Here is a 7,811-nt window from a genome sequence, read left to right as displayed (position 1 = left end):
GGATACATTTCTGCTCCTCCTACCATTACTGTTTTTTCCATTTGAGAAAATGCAAAGTTTGCAGAAAGAAAAATGTAGGCTCCAAAAGCCAATTTGAAGAAGTTTTGAATTTTCATGATTTAATTTTTTAATGATTTTGTGATTTTTTATTTGGATAGAATTACGAAGTACTCTTGGAATCTGGATTGAGTAGACCTAGGAAATTTTTGAGGTTCCAATTTTATGCTCAAGCTAAACTTGCAATCCTTTCTGTTTTTTTGTCCGAAAAACACTAAAACCCTTAGCTTTGTGGCTTGATAAAATGGCAAGTCATGTATCAGGAAAAAATTGAAGCAATAAAAGCCGCTATCTTAGCAGCTGACGCAAATACACCAGAGGAACTAGAGTCTTACAGAATGGAGTTTATCTCCAAAAAATCTGTAGTTGGAGAACTTTTCGTAGGAATGGGAAAGATCCCAAATGAAGAGAAACGTGCTTATGGTCAATTGGTAAATGGTGTAAAACAAATGGCTGAGGCCAAGTTTCAAGAACTTATCGAGAAAGTAAGCCAGACCAACAAAAAATCGAAATCTGCGGATATTGATTTGACTCTTCCTCCTTCTAATCAAGGATTAGGTGGAATTCACCCCCTTACAGCAACTAGACAAAGAATCATTGAGATCTTTGAAAGAATAGGTTTTAATCTTTCCGAAGGACCTGAAATCGAAGATGATTGGCATAATTTCACTGCCCTGAATTTCCCTGAAAATCATCCCGCTCGTGAAATGCAGGATACTTTTTTTATCGAAAAGAATCCAGATATCGCATTGAGAACTCATACATCTTCTGTACAAGTTCGTGTGATGGAAAATCAAAAGCCTCCCATCCGTACCCTTTCTCCCGGAAGAGTATATAGAAACGAAGCGATTTCAGCTAGAGCCCATTGTATTTTCCATCAGGTAGAGGGGTTGTATGTTGATGAAAATGTAGGCTTTGCTGACCTGAAAAACACCTTATATCACTTCGCCAAAGAGATGTTTGGAAAAGGAACTAAAGTTCGATTTAGACCTTCCTATTTTCCATTTACAGAACCAAGCGCTGAGATCGATATTACCTGTTTAATCTGTGGAGGAAAAGGATGTAATGTTTGTAAAGGAACTGGCTGGGTAGAAATCGGTGGTTCGGGAATGGTTGATCCAAACGTATTGGAAAACTGTGGAATTGACTCTAAAAAATATACCGGATTTGCATTCGGAATGGGAATCGAGCGAATTGCAATGTTAAAATATCAAATCAAAGATTTGCGACTATTCACTGAAAATGATGTGAGATTCCTGAAGCAATTCACTCCTTTGCTCTAGGCAAAGTCTAGCTATAATTATAACTAAAATAGCCCGATTCAAATCGGGCTATTTTAATTTTTGGATATTGATGAATAAAACTCAGTTTATTCCAACCCCTTGTCTCTCATCTTTTTGAATTCATCAAACCTTCTAAAGATTGCAACTGAGAATCCGGTTAGCATAATGATCGTACCGATCCATAGTACATTGATATAAGGCTTTACTATAGCCTTCATTACTACATAATCTTTTTGATATTGATTGACCTTAAAGACAAACTTATTGTCTTCGGGAAGAATATTTTCCAAAGAGACTTTTATTCCAAGTTCAGAATCGACAACTGGGATTTTACCAATCTGACTATTCCGGATAATAAAAGTTGGCTCAAGAAGTTTTTCCACATCATAGTCTAATATTCGAAGTTTTGCTTTTACAGCAACATCACCCTCTTGAAGAACATAACCGTCCAATTCTTCCAAAACTTCAGCTCCATCAAAATAAGTGACGAAATCAGCAACATGAAATTGTTCACCCGGAGCTACTTCGTAAATCTCATCCTCTTTCCATTCTGGATCTTCGTAATCATTCATCGCAGCAACGTAAGTATAAAGATCCTTATCAAAGTAGATTTTGGAATCTGGAGAGGAAATCAAACCACCCATACTCGAGTTGAATTGGGACATTGGGTTAAGAGAAAATTGAAGTTTTTCGTTTTGGTAATAGTCAATTTTGAAATAGTCATTTTCTTCCAATACCAAGTTGACTGTATCACCTTTTTGGAAGTAATCTTTATAACCCTCTAAAGCGACAGATTCATTGACATTACCAGTTGTCTCTAGGATTTTTGCTGGGACATAATCAGGTACCCCAACGACTTTTTTCTGACGACCCCGGTAAGTTACCGTATAGTCTTTCATTTGCGTAGGCTTGTTGATCCAAAGCAGCACATGCTCTTTGTTTAATTCATCTTCCCAGCTATTGCTGTAAGTCAATCCTGACATGTTAATTGAAATCACATCAGAATAGCCAGAACTGAACATAATCCCGATCAACACCATTCCTAATCCAATATGTGCTAAAGAGCCGCCGGCAAGTTTGAAGGTTGACTTTTTCAGGATTTTAGCCAAAATCACAGCATTTGCAACGATGGTAAATGTCCCTGCAAGAACAATAATGATATATTTCCAATCATATACTTTTGCCAGTACAATGATCGCAGCAGAAATCAAAACTGAAACAATATAGGGTGTGACAAGCGTGTCTTTCAATGTTTGCTTATCCATTTTCTGCCACCAGAAGAATTGCCCCACTGCTGTAAGCAAAGCCAAAACAACTGCAAACCACAATTGGAATTTCGTATAAAATTCAATCTGATCCGCGGGTGGAGCCATATTTGAGATTCCACCAAAGCTTTCTACTAAGGTATTCCAAACCGGAATAGAGGTAGGAAGGATTACTTGGAATGCCATCAAGCCTAAGGTAGTAGCTCCGATGAAAACCCAAAATTCCCGGGAATAAACAGAAGCTTCTTTTTCTGAAGTGGGAATATATTTCCAGGCTCTCGCAGCCAGAATAATCGCTACGAAAAGGAAAAACAGCATGTAGATCAACAACTGACCTGATAAACCTAAATCTGTAAATGAGTGAACCGAAGCATCACCTAATACACCAGACCTCACCAAGAAAGTAGCATAGAGAACCAAGATGAAAGTCATGATCACCAAAACGATCGAAGTTTTTAAGGCTGTTGCACTTTTCTTGAACGTGATCATGGTATGGATTGCTGCAACTAGCACCAGCCATGGAACATACACAGCATTTTCAACAGGATCCCAATTCCAATAACCTCCAAAGTTTAGAGTTACATAAGCCCAATAAGCACCCATGATAATTCCCATTCCCAAAATCATGGCAGAGAAAATCGCCCAAGGTAGTGCTGGTCTAATCCATTCAGAATATCTCTTCATCACCAACCCTCCCATCAAAAAGGCAAAAGGAACTAGCGTTGAAGCATAACCTAGGAATAGTGTAGGAGGGTGAATTACCATCCAAATATTTTGTAATAATGGATTAAGCCCAGTTCCATCTTCCGGAACAAAATCAGGATTCATCTGGAAAATCGGGGCCTGAGTGGCATCTCTAAGTAAGATAAAAGGAGAACTTCCAATTTTCAGATCTCCAATAACCACACCCAAAATCATGGAAACTAAGAAAGCCTGAACCAAGGCAAAAACCACCATGACAGGACCTTCCCAAAATTTATTGGTATTGATAATGACTACTCCTAAAACAACATTCCAGAAGATCCATAGAATAAATGCTCCTTCTTGCCCTTCCCAGAAGCTGGAAATCATGTAATGAACGGGCAGTGCTTTAGAGCTATGTGAATACGCATAAAAATATTCGTAGCGATGATTGTAAATGATTTCAAAAAGTGAAATAGCTATGAGAGTGGCAGAAACACCATGGACGTAAAAACTGATCCTACTAAATTTTCTCCAACTAGCTTTATCTAGTTCGTTTGCCCGGAAATATTGAATGTATGCATAAGCCGTAACCAATGCACTGACAAAGGCCACGATGGTCATCATATGGCCAAGATTTCCAATAAAGGTATTGATCATGGATTTATTATTCTTACTACTCTAACTCACATACCAGCCGCCTGCACGTCTGTTTCCTGATATTTGGATGGACATTTCATCAGGATCTTATCTGCAATGAAAATATCATCTGTTTTGTATTGACCGATCACAACCACTGATTCAGATCTTGTAAAGTCAGCAGGAACCGGTTCGTTATAAAATACTTCTTGCTCAGTACCATCATTGTCTACCAAAACAAATGTAAAGGATGTCTTATCTTCTCTCACATTTAATCCAACAACCTCCCCTGTTTCGGCCTTTTTTAATTGACCTACTACATGAATGGGCTTATCATTCCCTTCTTGCTTCATTTCCAAAGCCGTATTAAAGCTTTCATAACTACTTGCATCACCAATGGAAGTCATGATGATTATTATCGCAATTGCTATAATTCCAATTCCTATAAGATGTCCTTTTTTCATGGTTTCCGAAGTTTAGGATTGAATAGTCTTTTCAAGTTTGCTGATCTTTCTATCTGTACTAATTAAGTAGACTGTAATTCCAGCAAAGATCATTACAATCACACCTACCAATACATAAATTTTACCATCCGCTCTCATCGCATCTGCCATTTCAACAGAATTGTTAGAATAATCAGACTCTTTAACGGGTATTTTCTCTTGTGCCATGGTGCCAAAAGAGAAAATCATCAAAACTATAATCAGTATTTTTTTCATCAATTATGAATTTATCATTCTATCCTCTAGCACCCTTTCAACCCTACGCATTCTCACGCGTACAGTTGCAATCCAACTCCCCAAAAGTGTCCATCCTATGATAGCTGGATAAAAAACCATTCGAAGTTTAGAATCCAAATCATAAGCATTAAAACCTGGGTTACCTCCATTTCCAGGATGAAGACTGTCTGTTAATCGAGGAAGTACAAAGATTAATGGTATAAATGCCGCAAAGGCAAAAATGTTATAAATTGCTCCAATCCGGGCTCTTTGCTGTGAATCGGTAAGTGAATTACGAAGAATCAAATAGGCAAAGTACATGAGAATCCCGATGGCTGCTGCATTTTGTTTTGGATCTCCGCTCCAGTAATCTCCCCATGTGAATTTAGCCCAAAGCATTCCAGTCACAATCCCCAAAACTCCAAAAAGGATGGCTGAACCAGCAAATTCAATTGCCATGTCGTCATTTTTGATATCATTTGTCCGAAGATATTTGATACTGTAAAAAACGGAAACAACCAGCATTAATATCATCCCGAACCACATGGTCACATGGAAATGAAGAGCTCGGATCGTTTCATTCAAGATCGGAAGTCGGGGCACATCCATCAGCAAACCTGCAGTTAAAGTGTAGAGTAGCAGGGCGATGGTAAGGATTTTCCACCAGCTTTGGCGCATAGGGTATTTTTGCTAATTAAAGCGCAAAAATAAGGCATAAGTTCCTGATTTCGCTGCTTTTTCTAAAGTCTTTTAAACTCCAAGTCTACAAAGGTTCGAAATCCTTATAGACGGTATCCTAAATGCTTTTTTCAAGTTCCCGATTAAAAAATTATGATCTCCATAAATAAGGGAATAATATATAACCAGCAGCAGCTACAATAGCATTTATCGCAATCAGCGTGATGATTTTGTCAGCGCTCACACTCCAATCGAGTCCATCCAAAGCATTTTTGGAAATCCGTATTGCCATTAATAAAATCGGGATGATAACCGGAAAACTCAAAATCGCCATGAGGGTGGAATTATTACCTGCTTTGGAAGCAATACCACTCACCATCGTAAGACTGGCGGAAAACCCTATGGCTCCTAAAATTAAATTCAATAAAAATAACCCTTGATCTTGAACGGGATTTCCAAGTATGACAGAAAAAACCCCGTAGCCAAGCAAAGCTAGTATTAACGTTAAGCCCGTATTATAAATAATCTTGGAAAGAATAATTGATTCAGGCGAAGCAATCATATAGTAATATAGCTGCCGTCCTTGGTGTTCTTGCACAAAACTTTTTGCTACTGCATTGACAGCTGAAAAAAGAATAATAATCCAATATAATGCATTCCAAGTAGGGATTGAGAGGCTTCCTGACCTAGCACCTACACTCAAATATGTGATAAAAACTGCTGAAACCACATAGAGTAAAATCCCATTTAAAGCGTACTTCTGTCTCCACTCTAAGGTGAGTTCTTTCTTGACCAAGACGGAGATTTCTTTAAGCATCGATCAAAAGTAAGCATTGAAGGGTTAATATTAAACTGAATTCTAAATCAATAGATTCTTTCCAATTTCCAAATGATTAAAACGAACTTTCCAATAAAAAATAGAGTATCGTTCAACATTAGAAAAGAGGCTAGCTATTAAACAAAAAATAGAAAAAAGGCTTGAAAATTAATTTCAAGCCCTTATAACAATTTAATTTTTAGCTCTTAGATCTTAGGATTTGCTAACCCGAGAAATATATCATTAAAATAAAAGAGTAAATAACCCGAGGAATCCCTCAGGTTATTCAAGTGAATTTTTATTAACTACCTATACAGTCTCCGGTAATTGGCTGGCCTGTTAATTTATTACCTCCCATATCTTTCACAACAAAATTGGAAACTAAGTTAGCAGGTAAATTATTGGAATTATTACAGCTTATAGGAGTAAATTTGATAGTAAAGGTGATTTTTTCGCCACAAACTAAGTCACCATTCCACCTTAAACCTCCATTTCCGTTTGATGGATTTCCAAATTGAGTATAAACTTTTCCATCCAATGGCTGATATGCAGTAATTTGAGGAGTGGTCATTTGAATTTCTGCATTTATCTTGGAACGATGAGGGGTATATTCAAAGGTTATTGTATTTGCATCATTTACATCTCTGCTCCATGTAAACTCTTCCTCACATGTTTCTGGCTCATCCACGCAAATCTTAATCAATTTATAATCAATCGGGACGATCACTACATTTGCCGAATTTTGATTAGCATTCCCATTTCGGGTAATTGTAAAAGTTCTGCTTACCAGATCACAAACTTGCCAGTTTGCTGGTAATGGATAACTTACTGAAAATGAAGAAGCTCCAACGGTCATAGATGTTCCATCTAATTCATAGGTTGATATTAATGGAGTTGAACTATTAGAAGCAGCAATTGAAAACTCATAAAAGATGTGAGTTGCAGTTTGGTACACATTATAATCCGTATATATCTGTGGATTAAAATTTTCTCTACCATTTAGATAAAAATAGGTCGTAGGATCATCTGGCTTAAAACATTCCGTTAAACAGGCTTCATCTGAATAAACAGCATTATTTTCTCCATTTGAAACCCCATAAGGACTCAAATTGAATCCCGACTGATCTGCTTTTTCCAATCCCTTGTTCAGATCTTCATTTTCATAAGTAGCCATTTGGCTACAGGCTCCCAAGAGCAATGCTGAGATCACCAACCCCAACATTTTTGTAGTAAACATTTTCATAGCTTATAATGGGTTTTATTTAAATTTATAAAGAAATTTAAGTGTTTTTTAAATACAAAAAAATACATTTTATGCAATTATTATTATTTTATTTATATCCTATTCCCTTTTAGTTCAAAAGGGCTTTTTATCTAAATCGATTTCCAAATATTTGTATCTTTCGATTGGATTATGAGTAACAAAACAATCATTATAGGTTCTGGCATCGCCGGCATCGCTTCTGCCATTCGCTTAGCTTTGAAAGGCTATGATGTCGAAGTGTATGAAGCGAATTCTTATCCGGGCGGGAAGCTTTCAGAAATTGAAAAAGGAGGATATAGGTTTGACGCAGGCCCATCTCTTTTCACCTTACCTGAGCAAGTTGAAGAACTCTTTTCTCTGGCTGGGAAATCACCAAAAGAACATTTTGATTACTTAAGGCTCCCTGTA

At 37.2% G+C, this 7,811-nt stretch carries 8 protein-coding genes; 2 read left to right on the top strand and 6 right to left on the bottom strand.

The features are described from left to right. Window positions 1-311 precede the first annotated feature (311 nt). Window positions 312-1,340: a phenylalanine--tRNA ligase subunit alpha gene (locus Q0L68_RS13095; RefSeq protein WP_296703902.1), complete on the top strand. Its 1,029-nt coding sequence runs from the start codon at window positions 312-314 to the stop codon at window positions 1,338-1,340. Window positions 1,341-1,426: 86 nt separating this feature from the next. Here the strand turns inward: Q0L68_RS13095 and ccsA (Q0L68_RS13090) are convergent, their stop codons facing one another. From ccsA (Q0L68_RS13090) to Q0L68_RS13065, 6 genes are all read right to left on the bottom strand, one after another. Further along, a complete protein-coding gene (gene ccsA / locus Q0L68_RS13090) occupies window positions 1,427-3,946 on the bottom strand; it encodes a cytochrome c biogenesis protein CcsA (RefSeq protein ID WP_296703899.1) in 2,520 nt (839 codons plus the stop codon). 26 nt (window positions 3,947-3,972) lie between these two features. Beyond that, window positions 3,973-4,389 (bottom strand): cytochrome c maturation protein CcmE, encoded by a 417-nt coding sequence (locus tag Q0L68_RS13085; protein ID WP_296703895.1) that lies wholly within the window; start codon window positions 4,387-4,389, stop codon window positions 3,973-3,975. Window positions 4,390-4,401: 12 nt separating this feature from the next. Further along, entirely contained in the window at window positions 4,402-4,644 is a 243-nt protein-coding gene (locus tag Q0L68_RS13080; protein WP_296703893.1) for a CcmD family protein, read from the bottom strand. 3 nt (window positions 4,645-4,647) lie between these two features. After that, window positions 4,648-5,322 (bottom strand): cytochrome c biogenesis protein CcsA, encoded by a 675-nt coding sequence (ccsA, locus tag Q0L68_RS13075; protein ID WP_296703891.1) that lies wholly within the window; start codon window positions 5,320-5,322, stop codon window positions 4,648-4,650. 151 nt (window positions 5,323-5,473) lie between these two features. Then, a complete protein-coding gene (locus Q0L68_RS13070; RefSeq protein ID WP_296703888.1) occupies window positions 5,474-6,139 on the bottom strand; it encodes a heme exporter protein CcmB in 666 nt (221 codons plus the stop codon). A gap of 301 nt (window positions 6,140-6,440) precedes the next feature. Continuing rightward, window positions 6,441-7,382 (bottom strand): hypothetical protein, encoded by a 942-nt coding sequence (locus Q0L68_RS13065; protein ID WP_296703884.1) that lies wholly within the window; start codon window positions 7,380-7,382, stop codon window positions 6,441-6,443. A gap of 171 nt (window positions 7,383-7,553) precedes the next feature. On the opposite strand from Q0L68_RS13065, the gene Q0L68_RS13060 reads away from it, so the two are divergent. Continuing rightward, window positions 7,554-7,811 (top strand): FAD-dependent oxidoreductase (locus tag Q0L68_RS13060; RefSeq protein ID WP_296703881.1); only part of this gene is annotated, 258 nt, incomplete at its 3' end.

The organism is Algoriphagus sp. (genome assembly GCF_024642405.1).
GTDB lineage: Bacteria > Bacteroidota > Bacteroidia > Cytophagales > Cyclobacteriaceae > Algoriphagus.
This window is presented reverse-complemented; position numbering and strand designations above follow the sequence as displayed.